The organism is uncultured Algibacter sp., assembly GCF_947487605.1.
GTDB lineage: Bacteria > Bacteroidota > Bacteroidia > Flavobacteriales > Flavobacteriaceae > Algibacter_D.
In genome coordinates, this window is the sequence record NZ_CANKXK010000012.1 from 83789 (window position 1) to 103998 (window position 20210).

Below are 20210 nucleotides of genomic sequence, written 5' to 3' on the forward strand. Positions count from 1 at the left end.
CCTTAGTTAATTTTTAAAACTTTGCATTAATTTTGTACTTTGCATCACTTTAAAAATTCAACCATTTAAAACATAAAATATGGCATTTGATATCGACATGATTAAGGGTGTTTACAGCAGGATGGCAGAACGCGTTGATAATGCGCGTGAAGTAGTTGGTAAACCTTTGACACTTTCCGAAAAAATATTATACAACCACCTTTGGGATGGAACACCTACAGAGGCATTTACAAGAGGAAAGGACTATGTAGATTTTGCACCAGATAGAATTGCATGTCAAGACGCTACAGCTCAAATGGCTTTATTGCAGTTTATGCAAGCAGGAAAAACTAAGGTTGCTGTACCAACAACGGTACATTGTGATCATTTAATCCAAGCTAAAGAAGGTGCTGCAACAGATTTAAAACACGCTAATAATGTAAGTAGCGAGGTTTTTAATTTCTTAGAGTCTGTGTCTAATAAATATGGTATTGGTTTCTGGAAACCAGGAGCAGGTATTATTCATCAAGTGGTTTTAGAAAATTATGCATTCCCAGGAGGAATGATGATTGGTACCGATTCACATACTGTAAATGCAGGGGGGTTAGGTATGGTTGCTATTGGTGTTGGAGGAGCAGATGCGGTAGATGTTATGGCAGGTATGGCTTGGGAATTGAAGTTCCCAAAACTAATAGGTGTTAAGTTAACTGGAAAACTTTCTGGATGGACAGCACCAAAAGATGTGATTCTTAAAGTAGCAGAAATTCTTACTGTAAAAGGAGGAACAGGAGCTATTGTTGAATATTTCGGACCTGGAGCTACATCAATGTCATGTACAGGAAAAGGAACTATTTGTAACATGGGCGCAGAAATAGGAGCAACAACTTCTACTTTTGGATACGATGAATCTATGGAACGTTATTTACGCGCTACAGATAGAGCCGATGTTGCAGATGCTGCAAACGCTGTAAAGCAACACTTAACTGCTGATGCTGAGGTGTATGCTAACCCAGAGCAATATTTCGATCAAGTAATTGAAATTAATTTATCAGAATTAGGGCCATTATTAAATGGACCATTCACTCCAGATTTATCTACAGAAGTTGGAGCTGCAATGACTGAAAAAGCAACATCTAACGAGTGGCCTTTAAAAGTAGAGTGGGGACTAATCGGGTCTTGTACAAATTCATCTTATGAGGATTTATCAAGAGCATCTTCTATCGCACAACAAGCTTTAGATAAAGGTTTAAAAATGAAAGCTGAATTGGGAATCAATCCAGGTTCAGAGCAAGTACGCTTCACAGCAGAACGCGATGGTATTCTTGGAATTTTTGAAAACCTAGACGCTAAAATATTCACCAATGCATGCGGACCATGTATCGGGCAATGGGCAAGATATTCAGATCCTAAAAACGCACCAAAAAATAGCATCGTGCATTCGTTTAACAGAAACTTTGCAAAGCGTGCCGATGGAAATCCAAACACACATGCCTTTGTAGCATCACCAGAATTAACAGCTGCTATTGCAGTTGCTGGACGTTTAGATTTTAACCCGTTAACAGATAAGTTAATTAATGAAGACGGACAAGAAGTCATGTTCGATGAGCCAACAGGATGGGAATTACCACCAAAAGGTTTTGCAGTTGATGATAATGGTTATTTAGCACCAGAAGCAGATGGAAGTCATGTGCAAGTTTCAGTAAAAGACGATTCAGAACGTTTACAATTACTAACACCATTCCAACCAATCGGTGGAGCAATCAATGGCGCAAAACTTTTAATAAAAGCCTTTGGAAAATGTACTACCGACCATATTTCTATGGCGGGTCCATGGTTACGTTTCAGAGGTCATCTAGATAATATTGCAAACAATACTTTAATAGGTGCAGTAAACGCCTTTGGACAAAAAACCAACTTTGTTAAAAACCAATTAACAGGAGAGTATGGCGGAGTTCCAGATACGGCAAGAGCTTATAAAGCTGCTGGCGTTAAGTCAATTGTAGTTGGAGACCATAACTACGGAGAAGGGTCTTCTAGAGAGCATGCCGCAATGCAACCACGTCATTTAGGTGTTGCTGCGGTTATCGTAAAATCGTTTGCACGTATTCACGAAACAAACCTTAAAAAACAAGGGATGTTAGGTTTAACCTTTGCAAATGAAAGCGATTACGATTTAATCCAAGAGAACGATACATTTAACTTTATCGATTTAAATGAATTTGCTCCAGGAAAACAATTAACACTAGAAGCTGTTCATGAAGATGGATCAAAAGATCTTATAAAATTGAATCACACCTACAACGATGCACAAATTGCATGGTATAACGAGGGTTCTGCGCTTAACTTAATTAAGAAGCAAAACGCATAATAATATATTGAGCATTTTACATAGACCTGTCAGGTTTCAAAAACCTGACAGGTCTTTTTCTTTTTAAGATTTCCAACCAGCAAGGTTTTCAAAACCTTGTAGGTTTATTTTCAATATCAAAACCCAGTTCTATAGCTAGATTTTTTATTCTATAATTATTTTTTTAAGTGTCTAGTATTTTAATATGGTAAGTTTAAAATTTGGGCGTTCCCTGCGTTCCATACCTACAAGGTTTTCAAAACCTTGCAGGAGTCACTTCGGTCGGGCTTTCCGTTATATCTTTTTTTTTCGTCATAGTAAGAGGAACGACGTGACTATCTGTTAAATTTTAGTTCTAAATAAGGCATGTTTTTATCTTTTCAAAAAAAGGATGCCACTACAATCCCTAACGCAACTTATCCGCTAACTTTATTTTTAAACCGAAAAGAGGTTTTTTTTGGAAAGGTTCGTTTAGCGGTTTTACGGATATACGTCGTTTCAATGACTTATATCCGACGTCAAACGAATTTATAATTTTTTTCTGACAAAATCAAGTTATAGATTATATTGTCAAGATCTAATTATTAAACAAATTACTCCCCATTCAAAACATCAAAATTGTATTTTTGAAAAACTTCTAAATAATGAACTCCAGACAAGATCAGTTAAAAGCTTTTGATAGATTATTAACCATTATGGACGAGTTGCGTGAGCAATGTCCGTGGGATAAAAAGCAAACTATGGAAACTTTACGCCACTTAGCCATAGAAGAAACTTACGAACTTAGAGGCACTATTTTGTTTGAATTTCATTTGTTGGTTAGGTTATTTTCTAGCAGTTTTAAATTCACTTCCATTGTACCATTTTGGAAAATATTCTTCATTAGATAATTTAAAACCTACATTAAAGAAAAGTTGTAAATCTAATTGAACACCACTTAATTCTGTTGTTTCAGGATTGTATTCGTCTGAAGGTTGATGATATTTATTAATACGATAATAATCATTATACTTCTTTACTTCTTCAATACTAACATCAAACCCTTCATAAGTACCACTTGCATACAAAGCAGGTATTCCTATTTTTGCGAAATTAAAATGGTCTGATCTAAAGAAATATCCTTTTTCTGCTTCTGGATCAGGAATAATATACCTGTTTTGTTTATTAGCTGCTTCTCTGGCATATTCATCCATTTCAGATTGACCAAAACCTGTAATCGTTAAATCTTTCATTTTTCCTGGACTATCCAGCGCATCAATATTAATGTTTGCTATTGTTTTCTTAGGATTAAAAATGGGGTTTTCTGAATAATATGCTGAACCTAATAATCCTTGTTCTTCACCAGTAACTGCTAATAAGACTATTGAACGTTTTGTAGGTTTGGTTTTTTTGAATGCTTCAGCAATTGCTAATAAACCTGCTGTACCAGAGGCATTATCTACTGATCCATTGTAAATTGAATCACCATTTATTGATTTACCAACTCCAAAATGATCCCAATGAGCAGAGTATATAATAAATTCATCTTTTCTATCTGTACCTGGTATAAGTGCAACTACATTTTTGGAAACATCTTTCTTAATTTTATTTTTAATTCCTACTGAAACTTTTAAGCCTAATGGAATTGGTTTAAAGTCTTTATTTCTAGAAAGTGTTTTATAGTCTTGACCTTTCATTGTTGAAATTTCAAACATTTTCTCAGCACTTTCACCACTAATCCATGACTCAATATTTAATAGAGGTAAATCACTTTCTATAATTAACCGCGCACCGCTCCAACCAGATTCAATTACATTCCAACCATAAGAAGCTGGCTCTGTATCATGAATAATTATAAGTCCATCGGCACCTTGTCTTGCAGCTTCTTCATATTTGTATGTCCAACGTCCATAGTAAGTCATTTCATTTCCTTTAAATAAGATTGAATCACCAGATTTAAAACCAGGATCATTTATTAAAACAACAGCAGTTTTTCCTTTCCAATCTATACCTTCATAATCATTCCATCCATATTCAGGAGCAACAATACCATAACCTGCAAATACAAGTTCTGAATTATCAAGTTTTAGGTCAGATTCTGTTTTATTTGTTGTTGCAACAAAATCCTTTAAGTATTCTAAATTAAAGCTTTCGTTATTTCCTGAAATAATCATTTTTTCTGATGGAGTTCCAGTAATTTCTACCATTGGAACATCTTGAAAAAAACTACTACCATTTCCTGGCAAAACTCCTAATTTTTCAAACTCATCTTTTAAATAGTTTACGGTCTTTACTTCCCCCTCAGTAAATGGTTTTCTTCCTAGAAATTCATCGGACGCTAGACGCTCAATATGATTACCAATAGTTGTTTGGTTAACTTCTACAAAATCTGTGACGTTTCTTTTGTTGTTTTCACAACTAATAAAAAGTACTAGTACTAAAATTTTTAAATAGTTCTTCATAAATTATTGATTTTGAATAAATTATTGCCAACTTTCACGTATATGAAATCGTTTTAATGTTTTATATCCGATGGTAAGCTAAGTTAGCTAATTTTTCTGTCAAAATTAAGAAACGCAGTATATAGTTATTGTCAACAATTATTAAACAAATTACTCCCCATCCAAAACATCAAAATTGTATTTTTGAAAAAACTTCTAAATAATGAACTCCAGACAAGATCAGTTAAAAGCTTTTGATAGATTATTAACCATTATGGACGAGTTGCGTGAGCAATGTCCGTGGGATAAAAAGCAAACTATGGAAACCTTACGTCACTTAACCATAGAAGAAACTTACGAACTTGGAGACGCTATTCTAGATAAGAATTTAGAAGAAGTTAAAAAAGAGTTGGGCGACGTATTATTGCACATTGTATTTTACGCTAAAATAGGTAGCGAAACCAACCATTTTGATATTGCCGATGTGTGTAACAGCATTTGCGAAAAACTAATAAACAGACACCCGCATATTTATAGCGACGTAAAAGTTGAAAACGAGGAAGGCGTTAAGCGCAATTGGGAAAATCTAAAACTAAAAGAGGGAAAAACCAGTGTTTTAGAAGGGGTTCCAAAAAGTTTACCAGCCTTAGTAAAAGCCAACCGAATTCAAGAAAAAGTAGCAGGTGTTGGTTTTGATTGGGAAGAACCAGCTCAAGTTTGGGAAAAAGTAGAGGAGGAGCTAAACGAATTTAAAACTGAAGTGCAATCTGGTAACCAAGATAAAATGGAAAGTGAGTTTGGAGATGTCATGTTTTCAATGGTAAACTACGCACGTTTTCTAAACATTAACCCAGAAAATGCTTTGGAGCGTACGAATAAGAAATTTTCAAAACGTTTTCAGTATCTAGAAAGTAAAGCAAAAAGCTTAAATAAACCACTTAAAGATATGACGCTTGCCGAAATGGATGTATTTTGGGAAGAGGCTAAAACTTTGTAGCTGTGCATGTATTTGTAATTTCGAACAGTGTGAGAAACGAGCGACGAAAAATCTTTAAAACGTCGAGATTCCTTCTCATGCTTCGGTCGGAATGATAAAGAAGTGAGTTTAGTGATGTACCTTTTGAAGGTTAATTGCGATAGGTTTTTACCTTACAGTTTACTTTTTTAGCTAATGGCTAATCAATATAAATCTTTAATTTTTCGAAGCTTAGCTTTCCACAAGTCTAAATCTTCTTTGTGTTTTTTTATGTTAGTATGTACCTCGTTAACTAGCGGGTTATCATCATCTACATTAGTAAAGAATTGTAAATTATTCTCTAATTGATTAATCTGACTTTTAACTTCATCAATTTTCTTTCGAATAAAAGAACGTTCGTTGTCTAAATCTCTTGTGCTTTCAGAACTATTTAAACTTTCTAATTTATTCTCGAACTTAATCATTTCAATCTCATTCTTATCCATTTTAAGATTAGAGAATAAACCATCTAAGGCTTTATGAAATTTTCCTTCAATATAGCGTTTGTCGTGAGGAACTCTTCCTAGTGTTTTCCAAGTATTTATTTGCGTGTTAATGATTTCTATATCTTTGGTTTTATCACCAGAAAGTTTTATTTTTTTTATAGAATCTAATAATTCATGTTTTTGGTTAAACGCATCTAGTTCTACTTTGTTAGATGCATTTCTTTCTGCATGAAGCTTATCGAAATAATGATTACAAGCTGCTTTAAACTGTTTCCATATTTTGTCACTATCTCGACGAGGTACATGACCTATTTTTTTCCAATCACTTTGAATTTTTTTCATCAAAGCTGTGGTTACTTGAATATCTTCACTGTCTTTGTTGTCTTCAGCAATTTTTATTAATTCTAATTTTTTCTGAAGATTTTTATATTGTTCTTTTTTAAGTCCTTTGTAGAAAGCGTTTTTTTGTCTGTTAAAAGTTCTAACAGCGTCTTTAAACTTTGCCCAAGTGGCTTCATTTACTTTTAATGGTACTTTTCCAGCATTGAAAAAGTCGTTTCTTAAAGATTCAATTTCTTTTATCTTTTTCTGCCATGCACCATGAGAGCTAACTTGTTGAGAAGCAATTTCGTTAATGTTTGCAATTATTTCTTCTTTCTTCTCAAGGTTTTTCTCATAAACTTTATCTATTTCTTTAAAGTAAAGTTGACGCTTATCATTAATAACTTTTGTGGCTGTTTTAAAACGTTCCCATATAACCTCTCGATGTTCTTTTCCAACAGGACCCAACTCTTCTTTCCACATTTTATGCAGTTCTTGAAGTTCTCTAAACGATCGTGTTATATCATCGTCTTGTGCAAGTTCTTCTGCACGCTCAATAATTTTGAGTTTTTTATCTAAGTTATGTTTAAAATCAAGATCGCGAAGATCTCTATTTAGATGTAAAAAATCGTAAAATATCTCAACATGGTGGTGATAGCTATTCCAAGCATTGTTGTATTTATCGCGCGGAATAGGTCCTGTATTGCGCCATCGTTCTTGTAATTCTTTAAAATGCTTGTAGGTTGTATTTATGTTTTCTTCAACATTAATTAAGCCTTTTAATTCTTCAATTATTTCAAGTTTATTGGCTAAATTTTCTTTTAGATTTTTTTCAAGACTTTTATAATGCTCATTTAATTTATTGCGGTATTCTCTGTAAGCTGTTTTGTATCGTTTTTGAACAGGAGAGGAGTAATAGAAGTCTATTTCATTACCACCATCGGCTAAAAAATCTGCTTTTTTCTCATCTATTAAAGCTTGGAATTTAGTTTTAAAATCACTGTTAATATGATCTACATGAGATTTAATAGCTTGAATTTTTTCTGTTTTAATCAGTTTTTCCAATTCAATAGCTAAGGCTTCCAACGACATTTTATCATACTCTTTAACTTCTATAGTATGTCGTTCTTTATTGCCTTCGTCTTCTGCATCTTCTGCATTAGAAGCTTCAATTTCATCAATAACCTCGTCTGGTTCTTGTGTGTTTTCTGGTGTTTCAGAATTAGGAGTTTCATCGGAAGTTTCAGCCGTATTGGAAGCGTTATTAGATACATCTTCTGGCTGTGAAGTGTTTTCAATGTTTAAATCGGTATTCTCAGCTTGTTCCTGATTTTCCGTTTTATTTAAATCTAAATTTAATTCTTTATTTTCTCCTTCTGCTTTTTGCAGGTTATCAATCTCAGACATTTTAAAAATGTTTAGGGTCGTTATTAATGTGATTCTATAAAGTCTAAAGATACTAACAACTCTAGTATTTACAAAGTGAAGATTGCGTTTTTAATAAGTTAAGCGAAGGTTTTTATTTTAAATCCCAGATAGACCATGCTTTTTCTGCTTGCAGTTTTAACATTTTTAAACCGTTAATTGCAGTGGCATTTTTTTCTTTTCCCAGTTTTAAAAATTTTGTTTCATCTGGGTTATAGATTAAATCAAATAAGATATGATTATTTGTAATTCCGCCATACGGAATATTTGGACAGTCATTTATATTTGGGAAGGTTCCTACGGGAGAGCAGTTAACAATAATTAGATGTTGTTTTATGATGTCTTCATTTAATTCTGAATAGGTATAACTAACTTTTTTAGATACATTTCGAGAAACATAATGGCACTGAATATCTAGTTTTTTTAGGCTATAAATAACTGCTTTGCTTGCACCACCAGTGCCAAGGATTAATGCCGATTTGTGGTTTTCATTCAAATATGGAGCAATCGATTTTTTAAATCCATAACAGTCTGTATTGTAACCAATTAATTTGCCTTTTTTATTAATTTTAATGGTGTTAACTGCGCCTATAGCTCTTGCCTTTTTATTTAATTTATCAAGAAAAGGAATTACAGTTTCTTTATAAGGTATGGTAACATTCATCCCTTTTAAGCCTTTTGTTTCATTGATTATTGAAGGAAAGAGAGTAATATCTTCAATATCGAAATTGTCGTAAGATACATTATCTATTTCTTCGTTTATAAACTTGTTTTTGAAGTATTCTTTAGAAAAAGAATAGGATATGTTTTTACCTAATAGCCCTAATTTATGCATGCTGTTTTCTAGTTTTCTTACCATATATTTCCAAGCCCAATACTATTAAAATTCCAAGAATAATAAAGGTAATAGCGTAAAAGGTTTCTGAATTTAATTCGGGTATATACCGCTGGTAATTTTCGATTATTTTTTCGCCTGTAGAATCTAGTGAATATACATCATTATTCATTTTGTAAATTGTTTTTTTCCACGGCCATACTACACCTAAGGAGCCAATAATAAAGCCTATTATGGCTGCAAGCGTAATATTTTTATAGTGTTTTAAAATATAGCTTAAAACATGGGAAAAGGTTACCAGCCCCGTTATAGAACCTAATGTAAAAACGGTTAAAACCTTTAGCATTCGAACTCGTACTGGATTCTCAGTAAAGCTAAAATTACCACCTAATATTTCATAAAAAGTATCATATAAAGCATTAACTGAATCTACTAGTAGCAGTACATAATTCCCTATTAAAATAAGAATAAAGGAACCAGAAAATCCTGGAAGCGTCATTCCTGCAACACTTATAATACCACAAAAAAAGACAAACCAAAGGTTGTCGTTTTCTTTTGCGGGGTTTAAAAAACTGATGCTTAGTCCTAAAATAATACCGACGGATAAAGTTAATAAAGTTTTAGAATTCCAGTCTTTAAAATCTTTATTTATATAGTAAATAGAGCCTATAATCATTCCAAAAAACACACTCCATACAAATAATTCGTAATGCTTTATTAAGTAATCTAGAATTTTAGAAACGCTAAAATAACTTATAATCATGCCAAAGAATAGCAAGCTTAAAAAACGCCCATTTATATAGTAGAAAAAACTCTTGAATCGACCGTTTATTAATAATTTGAAAGCTTTACCATTTACTTTTTGAAGCGAATAAATGAATTCTTCGTAGAATCCTGCAACAAAAGCAACCACACCACCTGAGACACCAGGAACTTTATTGGCAGCTCCCATGCCTAGTCCTTTTAAAACTAAAAAAAGTTTATCGGTAAATGTTCGAGTGCTTTGCATTATTGTTTTTTAGAACCAAGTTTTTCAAGAATAAAAATAGTTAAAAAACCAATAATCATTAAAACAACTGCAGGAGTTGTTTGTGGATATATGTATTCGTTGATTTCAGAATAATTTAAAGCATAAACACTTTCTTCTAAAACAGTTTTATAAGAATCGAAATCGTTTGTTTGTTTTTGAAACACATTAAGTGTACCTAAATTAGATATTTCATTAAAAGGTAATATATCACCTGTCTGGTCAGACATTACAGAAACGGTTCTTTTCCAAGGCCAAACTTTGTTTAAAGAACCAAATATAAATCCTGTTAATAAAGCTAATGTTATATTATGATAATGTTTAAATAACCATTTTAATACGTGACTAAAACTTAATAAACCTATGATAGCACCAGTAGCAAAAATGACTATTTTTTTTATGTCGAAATCATGTAAAGCATTACTTAATGTTTTATACGCACCAAGAATAATTAAAATAAATGATCCTGAAATACCAGGAAGTATCATGGCGCAAATAGCGACAGCACCAGAGATAAACAAAAACCAAGAATCATCATTATTTGCAAGTGCTGGCAGGGTAGTAGTATAAAAAGCAATGACCGCACCTACAATTAATGAAACTATAGTTGCAAAGCTCCATTTGGTAATTTGTTTTCCAATAAAATAAATACTGGCTACGATTAAGCCAAAAAAGAATGACCAAATTAGTATGGGATGATGTTCTAAAAGATATTTAGCAAGCCTCATAAAAGACACAAAACTCACAATTATACCTAATAAAAGCGCTGTTAAGAAATTTCCATTTGCTTGTTGCCAAAAAGCTTTTATCCCTTTTGTAAAAAGGGTGCGAAATAAAGAAATATTTACATTGCTAATTGTGGAAATTAATTCTTCGTAAATACCAGAAATAAAAGCAATAGTACCACCAGAAACACCTGGGACGGCATCTGCAGCTCCCATGGCTATTCCTTTTAAAGAAATTATGAAATAATCTTGTAAACGTCTTTGCATTACTCGATTTTTAAACGAAAATCAAAGGTATGCATTTTAATGAAACGTAACCTTAAAGATTTGCTTTTAGTAAATTTTTAACTAGAATTTTGTTTGCGACATCTGGAAAAAGTTCTTCTACTATAAAGCCATAGTCTTCGTTAAATCGAATACCATTTTTTAAATGAAATGTTCCTTTATCGTTTTCATTTAAAGCGAAATAAAGTCCAGCTAACCTATATTCTAATTCGGCATTTTCTGGATAAAATTCCACAGCTTGTTCAAAATTGTAGATGGCGGCTTCTAATTCGCCAAGCTTTATTAAAAGATCGCCACGCGATAACCAAGTGTTAAGTTCATAATTACCTAGTTCAAGTGTTTTTTTAAATCCGCGTTCGGCTTCTTCATAAAAGTTTAAACGCTGATTAATTTGAGAATATAGTTTCCAATAAATTACATTTTCAGCGTCTATATTTATTGCTTTATTTATATAATACAAAGCTTTTTGGTAGTTCTTTTTGCGGTTGTAAAATTTAGTAATAGCTATCCAACCCTTGTCTAATAAAGGATCTTCATGAACTGTCTTGTAGTAGTATTGAACAGCTAAATCGTCTTTATTTAGTTTTTCATAACAGCCACCAATTCTTAATAATGCAAAAGATGTTGGGTCATCAAGTTTTAAAGTAATACTATAATTTTCTATAGCTTCTTCATATTTATTTAACTTTTCTAAAACTTTTCCGCGTTCAAGATAAGCACCGACAAATCTATCATCTGAAATAATAGCAAAATCGAAAGCAGTTAAGGCTTTTTCGTAGTTTTTTAACTCAAAATACTGTTTCCCTAATTGATGCCATGCAACTTCACAATAAGGATTTTTATCTAAAAAGACATTTAAATAGTCTATAGCTTCATTATGTTGGTTGAGAAAATCGAAGCAATAAATTATATTATAAAGTGCAGAATAATCTTGAACATCTGCTTCAATGCATCTCATAAAATTTGATTTTGCATCTTCAAAAGAGTCTAAAAACAGATATTCCATACCAATTAGTGAATAGATGTCAACCACATCATCGGTTAATTCTAATGCTTTTTTTAGAACTTCAATGGCTTGTTGGTGATTATCCTGTTTAGATAAAATATTTGCTTTTTGAATGAAGAGCTCTTCATTCATTGGGTCAAGTGAATAGAGAACATTTAATAATTCATTGGCGTCATCTAGCTTATCTTCAAACACATATACTTCAACCTTGAAAAGGCGTAAATTTATGGATGTCGGGTGTTGATCGAGCCCAAGCTTAATAGCTTTTTTAGCTAGAGCTATTTTACCTTGGTTAAGGTAATGATGAATGATGTTTTCAAATTCTTCAGAATCAAAAAACAAAACATTGTTTGTTTTCAACATCGATTCAAATTTAGAAAGTGGCAAGTTGTTGTTGTCGTTATGACTAAACTCCATAGGCACATTAGTAAGTTTCTACTTCAATAAATTTAAGGTTCTATTCTTTTTTTTGGCACTTGATTTGTAAATGTTTTTAACAAAGTAATGAACATTTAAAATTTCTTAACGCCTGTTTAGTTGTTTTAATTTGATTTTCAGAAGTTTGAAGTTGGTTTTCGATTACTTCATACTATTTAAAATATCAATAATAATGCCACAGCCTTTTGTTATCTCTTCGTTAGATATGGTTAAAGGCGGTGTAATTCTAACGGCTTTATTTTCAAATAACAACCAAAATAGAATCAAGCCATGTTCTTGTGCTTGAAGAATTAGTGAATTTGCGATTTCCGATGTGGGCATTATTAAGGCCAGCATAAGCCCTTTTCCTCTAATTTCTGAGATTAGTGGATGTACTAAAAGGTTACGAATAAGTTTTTCTTTATCTGTAGCTTGTTGCATTAAGTTGCTTGCTGTTATTTCTTTTAATGTTGCTAGAGCAGAAGCAGCTATAACTGGATGTCCACCAAAGGTTGTAATGTGTCCTAATTTCGGGTTATCCATGAGTAAGTCTATAAGTTTAGCCGAAGCTGTAAAAGCACCAATTGGCATGCCGCCACCTAAACCTTTTCCGGTAACCAAAATATCTGGTGTACAGTTGTAATTTTCGAATCCAAAAAGTTTACCTGTTCTACCAATTCCGGGTTGTATTTCATCTAGAATTAATAGTGCTCCAACTTTATCGCAGCGCTCTCTAACTTTTTTTAGATAATCATCTTTAGGTTCGATAAAGCCAGCGCCACCTTGAATAGTTTCTAAAATAACACCAGCGGTTTTATTAGTTATGAGATTTAATTCTTCAAAATTATTAAAAGAGATAAAACGAACATCTGGCAATAGTGGTCTAAATGCTTGCTTGCGTTCTTCAAAACCCATAACACTCATTGCACCCATAGTATTGCCATGATAAGCTTTGTTAGCAGAAACTATTTCGCTTCTGCCAGTTGCTCGTTTAGCTAGTTTTAGGGCGCCTTCTATGGCCTCTGTTCCAGAATTTGTTAAATAGGTTTTTTCTAATTTTTCTGGAAGGTTTTTTGCCAAAAGTTTGGTTAGTTCTACAGCAGGTTTTTGAATGTATTCTCCATAAACCATGACATGTAAATACTTGTCTGCTTGTTCTTTTATGGCATCAATAACTTTAGGATGATTATGACCTAAGGGACATGCAGATATGCCTGCAACAAAATCTAGATATGGTTTTTTGCTAATATCATAAATATATGAACCCTTAGCATGAGAGATTTCCATTGCCAAGGGATGTGGCGTTGTTTGTGCTTGGTATTTAAAGAAATCTGAAATCATTATTATTGACTGCTTTTAGGTGCTATCAGTTTCTTTTTATTGGGATCTGCTAATTTAGTGGGTCCTAAAAGTTTTCGTTTGGATTTTATTTTTTTAGGAAGGTTTCTAGATGCTTTAGACTTTGATTTATCTTGAATTTTAGATTCTTTATCTGCCTTGTTAATACGATCAATCATCTCTTCATCGAAAAACTCATCTTGAGGGATGTAATCATCCAAACCTTTAATTATTGGTAAATCTAGAGGTGGGTCATCACTAAATAAATCTTCAACGCTTTGAGGACGTTCTTTTTCACGCCAATCGAAACCTTTTAAAAGTTTTTGGTTTTCGGGAAATTCATCTTCAGGAAATATGTCGCCATCAATTTGGTTAAGCTTTCTTACTTCATCAATTTCTTTTTCGGTTATGAGTATTTTTATGCTTCCAGATTTAGATTTATCAATACCAACTAATTCTCCTTTGTCATTCCTAAAGTAATATATAGACTGTGCGTTTTTAATAATATCGACTTGATTTAAGTCATTATTTTCGTTGAACAATCCTATTAATCTTCTTCCTGAAATTTGATTATAGCCTGCTTCAAGTGTGTCTCTGCTTATGAGGAATGCATTTTCGAATACAATAAGAGAATCAATTTTTTCTGTTTCTGGATTTGATTTTAAATGAATAGTGTCGCCTGTAATTTGATTTTTAATATTCCATAAAATAGGTTTTCTAACAGTTGCAAATTTATCGGCAGAAGAAAACTTAGAAATATTAATAAACTTCATTAAACCAGTTTCATGGTTAACATGTACGGAATCTGATTTACCACTCATGTCTGATTTATACATTTTCACATTTCTGAAAGCGCGCGTAATTCGTTTGTCTGGTTTTCCTGTTACCATTAAGGTGTCTGCATGCACATACAAAGAATCGTTTTCTTGAACTGTAATGGCTAATGCACGCTTTGTTATAAATAGGGAATCTTTTTCTGCACCTCTAAAAACTTCGGCATAATGACCTTTAACAATGCTGTTGTTTATGGTGTCGGTAACTTTTATATTATTAGTTGCAGATGAGAAATTTCTATTATTATCAAAATATAAACTGTCTCCTTCAATAATACGATTGTCGTAATCTATTCTAGATTTTTTTACGGCATATCCAGTTTTATTTTTAGTATCATAAAAACCTTTTTCGCAGTAGGTTTTACTCTCTTCTGTAACAATAGTTGATGGACCGTATAAATAGGCGTGTCCAGTATCTGAATAAAAATCGAAGTAATTTGAATTAATAGTCGCATCTGGATTTACTAAAACAACATCTTGAACAAAACGGTACTTCTTTAAATTCATATAATATCTACCAACTTTACTCGTTATCGTGCCAGATGAATCTTTTACAACAGTTCCACCAGTTCTGTAAAAAGCTTCTTGTTTAATACGGTCAAAGTACAAGGTGTCTGTTGTTATGGTGGAATTAGGGTCTGTTAAAACCACATCACCACTGGCAAAAGCGAGTTGTGTTTTTCCACTATATTCCACATATTTAGAATTCATGTTTATCGTGTCACCTTGAATCATTTTTACATTACCATAGGCTTCTATAAAGTTTTCGCTGCTATAGTGTATGGCACGATCACACCACATATTAATACTCTCATGAGCAATATGTACTTGTTCGGAATCGTCACGAGTTAAAATTTTGGCACCAGGATTGTCTTCGTCGGTAGTTAAGAAACCAGAATACTTAATTTCTATTTTCTTTTTGCTTTGTGCTTCGGAATGCGGTACAAAGAACAAACTTAGAAATAGGAAAATAAATATGCGAAAGCTTGAATTCAATATCATGTGATTTAACGCAAAAATAACGATTAAAATACTGTTTAAGTATATGGAAACAAAAAACGCTCCAAAATAATTTGAAGCGTTAGTTTATAAAAATAAATGTTTTAATTTCTAAAAATAGTTTGTTTTCTATCTGGTCCAACCGAAACGATTGTAATTGGAATTTCCAACTCTTTTTCTAAAAACTCTATATATTCGTTTAAAGCTTGAGGTATTTGAGATGCTTCAGACATTTCTGTCAAATCTTCATTCCATCCACTAAAATCTGTGTAGATTGGTTCTACATTTTCTGGTTCAATATTATAAGGCAAATGATAAATCACATCACCTTTATATTTATATGCAGTACATACTTTTAAGGTTTTAAACCCTGAAAGCACATCGCCTTTCATCATCATTAATTGCGTTACACCATTTACTTGACATGCATATTTTAAGGCTACTAAGTCTAGCCATCCACAACGTCTTGGTCTACCAGTTGTGGCTCCAAACTCGTTACCAACTTTAGCCATGGTTGCTCCGTCTTCGTCAAACAATTCTGTAGGAAAGGGACCTGACCCTACACGTGTTGTATAGGCTTTAAAAATCCCGAAGACTTCTCCAATTTGATTTGGTGCTACCCCTAAACCAGTACAAGCACCCGCAGCTGTTGTGTTACTTGAAGTTACGAATGGGTAGGTTCCAAAATCAATATCTAGTAAAGAGCCTTGAGCACCTTCAGCCAGAATGCTTTGTCCAGATTTTTGTGCTTGATAAATATATTCTTCAGAATCAATAAATTTTAAAGATTTTAAAACTTCAATAGCTTTAAAAAATTCGATTTCCAATTCAGCTAAATCATATTCTATCTCAACATTATAAAAAGCAATCATAGATTCATGCTTATTAGCTAGAGCTCTATATTTTTCTTTCCAATCGCTCAACTCTAAATCTCCAACACGAATACCGTTCCTGCCAGTTTTGTCCATGTAAGTTGGTCCAATACCTTTTAAAGTAGAACCAATTTTAGCTTTACCTTTTGAAGCTTCACTAGCTGCATCAAGTAAGCGATGTGTGGGTAAAATAATATGGGCTTTTCTAGAAATTAATAATGATTTTCTATAATCAACGTCTTGTTCTTCTAGTTTGTCTAGTTCTCCTTTAAATATCACAGGGTCTATAACTACGCCATTTCCCACTAAGTTGGTAGCATCATCATGAAATATTCCAGATGGTATGGTATGAAGTACATGTTTTCTGCCATTAAAAACTAAAGTATGTCCTGCGTTTGGACCTCCTTGAAAACGTGCAATAATATTGTAGTTTGAGGTTAGTACATCAACAATTTTTCCTTTGCCTTCGTCTCCCCATTGTAATCCTAGTAGTAAATCTACTGCCATTGTAAAAAATAATTAGTTGGTTGATTTTCTGTTTCCGTAAAAGTATAGTGAGTGGTTGTTTATTTCAATATCGAAAACCTCTTCAATTGTCTTTTTAATAGACTGAATTCTTGGATCGCAAAACTCTATAACTTCTCCAGTATCTGTTAAAATAACATGATCGTGCTGTCTATCGAAATAAGATTTCTCGTAATGTGCCTGATTTTGTCCAAATTGATGTTTTCTAACCAATCCACATTCTAATAGTAGTTCTATGGTGTTATATAGTGTTGCTCTAGATACCCGATATTTTTTATTTTTCATACTAAGATATAGGGACTCTATATCAAAGTGTTCTGTATTATTATATATTTCTTGAAGAATCGCATATCGTTCAGGTGTTTTACGATGCCCATTAGTTTCTAAAAAGCTCGTAAATACACTTTTAACGATGTCTTGATTTTTGGTATCTGATTTTGCACTCATAATTTCGTCGCAAATTTACACTTTTTTTACACTCTAGTAACCTTATCAATACCATTAATTTTCTTAAGTTTTTCTTGGAGTCTTTTTAACATAGTATTGTTTTTTACAATCACGTTAATTTTTCCAGAAAAAAGCCCGTCGTCTGTCTCGAAACTTAAGCTTTTCATATTAACATGCATGTTAGATGAAATGATTTCTGTTATTTCATTCACTAAACCTAAGTGGTCTATTCCAGATACTTCTATTTTTACCAAAAATTCTTGCTGCGTAGAATCAATCCATTTTGCAGGCATGATTCTGTAGGCATAATTAGATTGTAAACTAAGTGCGTTTGGGCAGTTTTTTTTATGAACTTTGATACCATCGGCAACTGTTAAAAAACCAAAAACGTCATCACCTGGAATAGGATTGCAGCAATTGGCTAATTTGTAATCTAACTTATCTTCTTCTTTACCAAAAACTATAGAATCGAAATTAGATGTAACTTCCTCTTTTTCTAATTCTTCTTTCGAAATAGTTGCTTTTCGACTTATTTTATTTTTAATAAATGTCATTAAAGCATTGCTTCTAGAAGAAGCGTAGTCTTTAAGCATTTTATTATCTATAGAGCCTATACCAACACGGTAGAAGAGATCTAAACTTGTTTTAAGTTTGAAATAGCGAACTAACTCATTTATACTTTCTTCGTTAAGTGTAATTTTGAGTTGTTTTAGCTTTCTTCTTAAAATTTCTTTGCCGTCTTCACCAATTATTTTTCGATTTTCCTTGAGGGCAGATTTTATTTTGCCCCTTGCTCTTGCTGTTGTTGAATAATCTAACCAATTGGCATTTGGTTTGGCTGTTTCGGCAGTTAAAATATCTACTTGATCACCACTATGCAACACATGACTTAAAGGAACTAGTTTTCCATTTACTTTTGCACCGCGTGTTTTCATACCAACTTCTGTATGGATACTGAATGCGAAATCTAATGCTGTAGCTCCTTTTGGTAATGACTTTAACTCGCCTTTTGGTGTAAATACAAATATTTCTTGTGCGTAAAGATTAAGTTTAAATTGTTCGACAAAATCTACTGCATTTAACTGTGGATTTTCTAAGGCTTCTTGTAATCGATTAATCCAGTTTTCAAGACTATCTTCAAGTTCTTCGCCTTGTTTGTATTTGTAATGAGCGGCGTAACCTTTTTCGGCTATTTCGTTCATGCGTTGGCTTCGTATTTGTACTTCAACCCAGCGACCTTTTGGTCCCATAACAGTTATATGAAGGGCTTCATAACCTGTTGACTTTGGAGAAGAAATCCAGTCTCGTAGTCTAATAGGATTAGGTCTAAAATGATCTGTGACAATAGAATATATTTTCCAAGCTAAGAATTTTTCATTGACTTCATCACTTTCATAAATAATTCGAATAGCGAATTTATCATAAACTTCATCAAAAGAAACTCCTTGTTTTACCATTTTTTTTCTAATAGAAAAGATGGATTTAGGTCTTCCTTTAATGTTATACTTCATGTTCTCTTTGTTTAGAGATTTTTCAATAACCTCGCTAAACTGAAGAATGTATTTGTCTTGCTCTTCTTTACTTTCTTTTATTTTGTTTAGAATATCGTTGTATACTTCAGGCTCTGTGTATTTTAAGCCTAAATCTTCAAGTTCGGTTTTAATATTATAAAGACCAATTCTATGGGCAAGAGGTGCGTAAATGTATAGTGTCTCAGATGCAATTTTTACTTGTTTATCTGCTCGCATTGCATCCATAGTTTGCATATTATGGAGTCTGTCTGCAATTTTTATAATAATAACACGAACATCATCATTAAGCGTAAGCAGCATTTTTCTGAAATTCTCGGCTTGAAGCGAAACATCCATGTCTTGCTCCTTACTAAGTGAGGAGATTTTTGTAAGTCCGTTTACAATTTTTGCAATGATTCCTCCAAAAAGTTGTTCAATATCATCAATAGAATAATCGTCACTATCTTCTACGACGTCATGAAGTAATGCTGAAGCTATTGAGGTTGCATCAAGACCAATTTCTTGAGCTACAATTTTTGCTACGGCAATGGGATGGAAAATATAAGCTTCGCCAGATTTCCTGCGTTGATCTTTATGCCCATCGAGTGCCACATCAAAGGCTTTTCGAATCAGTTTTTTATCATCACTAGAAAGCGTTCTATAACTAACTTTTAGTAATTCTTTATATGCTTTTGTAATTGCTGCGTTTTCTTTTTCTATCGCTTCCTCTGTCATAAATTAAAAGTAGCATAAAGAATATTAACTAGCAACATGGTTTTTAATTTTTTGTTATTTAATTTTTAGAAATTGAACAAGCTGAGAAACAGCTTTTCCACGATGACCAATTTTGTTCTTAAGGCTTAGATCCATTTCTGCAAAAGTTTGATTGTAATTGTTAGGTTTGAAAATAGGGTCGTAACCAAAGCCCTTTGTGCCTTGTATAGTATAGGTTATCTTACCTTTACAAATACCTGTAAAGGTTTTAAGTTCTCCGCCAAGATGTAAAGCAATGACCGTTTTAAATTGTGCTTTTCTATTTGTTTTGTCTTTCAATTTAAAGAGTAATTTATCCATATTGTCATTAGCATCTCGTTGTTTACCTGCGTAACGAGCAGAGTAAACTCCTGGCTCTCCATTAAGTATTTCTACTTCTAAACCAGTATCATCTGCAAAGCAATCATAGCCATAATGGGTTTTTATATAATTAGCCTTCTGTATAGCATTCCCTTCTATGGTGTTTTGTGTTTCTGGGATGTCTTCAAAACAGCCAATATCTTTTAAACTTAATAGTTTAATATGCTTAGGAATTAAAGCTTGAACTTCTTTAAGCTTATTTAAATTATTGGTTGCGAACACAAGTTTTATCATAGTGTATAATTGCTAGTAAAGTATTTAAGTAATTTAAATTATTTATCTTAGTAAGCATAATAAATCTAA

General features: G+C 32.7%; 14 protein-coding genes and 1 pseudogene. 3 read left to right on the top strand and 12 right to left on the bottom strand.

Features of this window, described 5'->3' with window-relative positions; all coding sequences use genetic code 11:
* Positions 1–79 precede the first annotated feature (79 nt).
* Both Q0739_RS13415 and Q0739_RS13420 read left to right on the top strand, forming a co-directional pair.
* Positions 80–2347: an aconitate hydratase gene (locus tag Q0739_RS13415; protein WP_298239245.1), complete on the top strand. Its 2268-nt coding sequence runs from the start codon at positions 80–82 to the stop codon at positions 2345–2347.
* 623 nt (positions 2348–2970) lie between these two features.
* A pseudogene (locus Q0739_RS13420) lies at positions 2971–3111 on the top strand (nucleoside triphosphate pyrophosphohydrolase); the annotation flags it as partial.
* A 39-nt stretch (positions 3112–3150) separates the two neighbouring features.
* Here the strand turns inward: Q0739_RS13420 and Q0739_RS13425 are convergent.
* Positions 3151–4767: a M28 family metallopeptidase gene (locus tag Q0739_RS13425; protein ID WP_298239246.1), complete on the bottom strand. Its 1617-nt coding sequence runs from the start codon at positions 4765–4767 to the stop codon at positions 3151–3153.
* A 202-nt stretch (positions 4768–4969) separates the two neighbouring features.
* Here Q0739_RS13425 and mazG point away from each other — a divergent pair, with 202 nt between their 5' ends.
* Positions 4970–5743 carry a nucleoside triphosphate pyrophosphohydrolase gene (gene mazG, locus Q0739_RS13430; RefSeq protein ID WP_298239247.1) on the top strand — a complete coding sequence of 258 codons (774 nt, stop codon included), beginning with the start codon at positions 4970–4972 and terminating at the stop codon, positions 5741–5743.
* A gap of 182 nt (positions 5744–5925) precedes the next feature.
* Here the strand turns inward: mazG and Q0739_RS13435 are convergent, their stop codons facing one another.
* From Q0739_RS13435 to Q0739_RS13485, 11 genes are all read right to left on the bottom strand, one after another.
* The gene (locus tag Q0739_RS13435) at positions 5926–7935 is read right to left on the bottom strand and encodes a DUF349 domain-containing protein (protein ID WP_298239248.1); all 2010 of its coding nucleotides are present in this window, start codon (positions 7933–7935) and stop codon (positions 5926–5928) included.
* A 112-nt stretch (positions 7936–8047) separates the two neighbouring features.
* Entirely contained in the window at positions 8048–8788 is a 741-nt protein-coding gene (locus Q0739_RS13440; protein ID WP_298239274.1) for a shikimate dehydrogenase, read from the bottom strand.
* Positions 8781–9797, bottom strand: a complete 1017-nt coding sequence (locus tag Q0739_RS13445) for a DUF368 domain-containing protein (RefSeq protein WP_298239249.1) — start codon at positions 9795–9797, stop codon at positions 8781–8783. The genes Q0739_RS13440 and Q0739_RS13445 overlap by 8 nt, the downstream gene beginning before the upstream one ends.
* Positions 9797–10807 (bottom strand): DUF368 domain-containing protein, encoded by a 1011-nt coding sequence (locus tag Q0739_RS13450; protein WP_298239250.1) that lies wholly within the window; start codon positions 10805–10807, stop codon positions 9797–9799. The genes Q0739_RS13445 and Q0739_RS13450 overlap by 1 nt, the downstream gene beginning before the upstream one ends.
* Positions 10808–10859: 52 nt before the next feature.
* A complete protein-coding gene (locus tag Q0739_RS13455) occupies positions 10860–12248 on the bottom strand; it encodes a tetratricopeptide repeat protein (protein WP_298239251.1) in 1389 nt (462 codons plus the stop codon).
* Positions 12249–12410: 162 nt separating this feature from the next.
* Positions 12411–13589 (bottom strand): aspartate aminotransferase family protein, encoded by a 1179-nt coding sequence (locus Q0739_RS13460; protein WP_298239252.1) that lies wholly within the window; start codon positions 13587–13589, stop codon positions 12411–12413.
* Between the two features lie 2 nt (positions 13590–13591).
* Positions 13592–15415, bottom strand: a complete 1824-nt coding sequence (locus Q0739_RS13465; RefSeq protein ID WP_298239253.1) for an OstA-like protein — start codon at positions 15413–15415, stop codon at positions 13592–13594.
* 107 nt (positions 15416–15522) lie between these two features.
* The gene (locus tag Q0739_RS13470; RefSeq protein WP_298239254.1) at positions 15523–16797 is read right to left on the bottom strand and encodes an adenylosuccinate synthase; all 1275 of its coding nucleotides are present in this window, start codon (positions 16795–16797) and stop codon (positions 15523–15525) included.
* A 12-nt stretch (positions 16798–16809) separates the two neighbouring features.
* Positions 16810–17262, bottom strand: a complete 453-nt coding sequence (locus Q0739_RS13475) for a transcriptional repressor (RefSeq protein ID WP_298239255.1) — start codon at positions 17260–17262, stop codon at positions 16810–16812.
* Positions 17263–17288: 26 nt separating this feature from the next.
* Complete coding sequence (locus tag Q0739_RS13480; protein WP_298239256.1) at positions 17289–19508, bottom strand: RelA/SpoT family protein; 2220 nt, start codon at positions 19506–19508, stop codon at positions 17289–17291.
* Positions 19509–19562: 54 nt separating this feature from the next.
* Positions 19563–20138 (bottom strand): non-canonical purine NTP diphosphatase, encoded by a 576-nt coding sequence (locus Q0739_RS13485; RefSeq protein ID WP_298239275.1) that lies wholly within the window; start codon positions 20136–20138, stop codon positions 19563–19565.
* Positions 20139–20210: the final 72 nt, after the last annotated feature.

Excerpts from the sequence above, each read along its gene's own strand:
- Q0739_RS13415 (WP_298239245.1), top strand. The coding sequence starts at position 80 with ATGGCATTTGATATCGACATGATTAAGGGTGTTTACAGCAGGATGGCA.
- mazG (WP_298239247.1), top strand. The coding sequence starts at position 4,970 with ATGAACTCCAGACAAGATCAGTTAAAAGCTTTTGATAGATTATTAACC.
- Q0739_RS13445 (WP_298239249.1), bottom strand. The coding sequence starts at position 9,797 with ATGCAAAGCACTCGAACATTTACCGATAAACTTTTTTTAGTTTTAAAA.
- Q0739_RS13440 (WP_298239274.1), bottom strand. The coding sequence starts at position 8,788 with ATGCATAAATTAGGGCTATTAGGTAAAAACATATCCTATTCTTTTTCT.
- Q0739_RS13435 (WP_298239248.1), bottom strand. The coding sequence starts at position 7,935 with ATGTCTGAGATTGATAACCTGCAAAAAGCAGAAGGAGAAAATAAAGAA.
- Q0739_RS13450 (WP_298239250.1), bottom strand. The coding sequence starts at position 10,807 with ATGCAAAGACGTTTACAAGATTATTTCATAATTTCTTTAAAAGGAATA.
- Q0739_RS13425 (WP_298239246.1), bottom strand. The coding sequence starts at position 4,767 with ATGAAGAACTATTTAAAAATTTTAGTACTAGTACTTTTTATTAGTTGT.
- Q0739_RS13460 (WP_298239252.1), bottom strand. The coding sequence starts at position 13,589 with ATGATTTCAGATTTCTTTAAATACCAAGCACAAACAACGCCACATCCC.
- Q0739_RS13455 (WP_298239251.1), bottom strand. The coding sequence starts at position 12,248 with ATGGAGTTTAGTCATAACGACAACAACAACTTGCCACTTTCTAAATTT.
- Q0739_RS13470 (WP_298239254.1), bottom strand. The coding sequence starts at position 16,797 with ATGGCAGTAGATTTACTACTAGGATTACAATGGGGAGACGAAGGCAAA.
- Q0739_RS13480 (WP_298239256.1), bottom strand. The coding sequence starts at position 19,508 with ATGACAGAGGAAGCGATAGAAAAAGAAAACGCAGCAATTACAAAAGCA.
- Q0739_RS13475 (WP_298239255.1), bottom strand. The coding sequence starts at position 17,262 with ATGAGTGCAAAATCAGATACCAAAAATCAAGACATCGTTAAAAGTGTA.